The following is a 461-nucleotide window of genomic DNA, read 5'->3' as shown; positions in this document are numbered from 1 at the left end:
CCAGCGCCACCAGGCTGTTGGCCACCGCCAGGCCGAGGTTGTTGTGCGCGTGGAAACCCACGTCGACGCGCAGCGCCTCCACCAGCAGGCGCACCTTCTCGCGCACCAGGTTCGGCGTCGAATAACCGGCGCTGTCCATCAGGATCACCGCCTGCGCGCCGTAGTCCTGCATCAGCCGCGCCTGGGCCAGCATCACCTCGGGCGGCGCCATGTGCGACATCATCAGCACGCCGTAGGCCACCCGCCCCGCGCGCCGCGTCTGCTCGATGAAGCGCCGCGCGACATTGGCCTCGGTGCAGTGGGTGGCCACCCGCACCACGTCCACGCCGGCCTCGATCGCCAGCTCGATGTCGGTGGCCTTGCCCAGCCCCGGGATGAAATGCACGCCGAGCCAGCTGGTGGTGAGCGCCGCGCGCGCCGTCTCCAGCATCAGGACATCGTCGATCGGGGTGTGGCCGAGC

At 70.5% G+C, this 461-nt stretch carries 1 pseudogene; it reads right to left on the bottom strand.

From position 1 onward, the window contains the following. Positions 1–461: pseudogene (locus FQ705_RS01120) on the bottom strand (4-hydroxy-2-oxovalerate aldolase); the annotation flags it as partial.

Origin of the sequence: Paraburkholderia sp. BCC1884, from assembly GCF_900996225.1 — a bacterium.
GTDB lineage: Bacteria > Pseudomonadota > Gammaproteobacteria > Burkholderiales > Burkholderiaceae > Paraburkholderia.
Note: the sequence above shows the minus strand (reverse complement) of the source record. Positions and strands in the feature narration are given on the sequence as shown.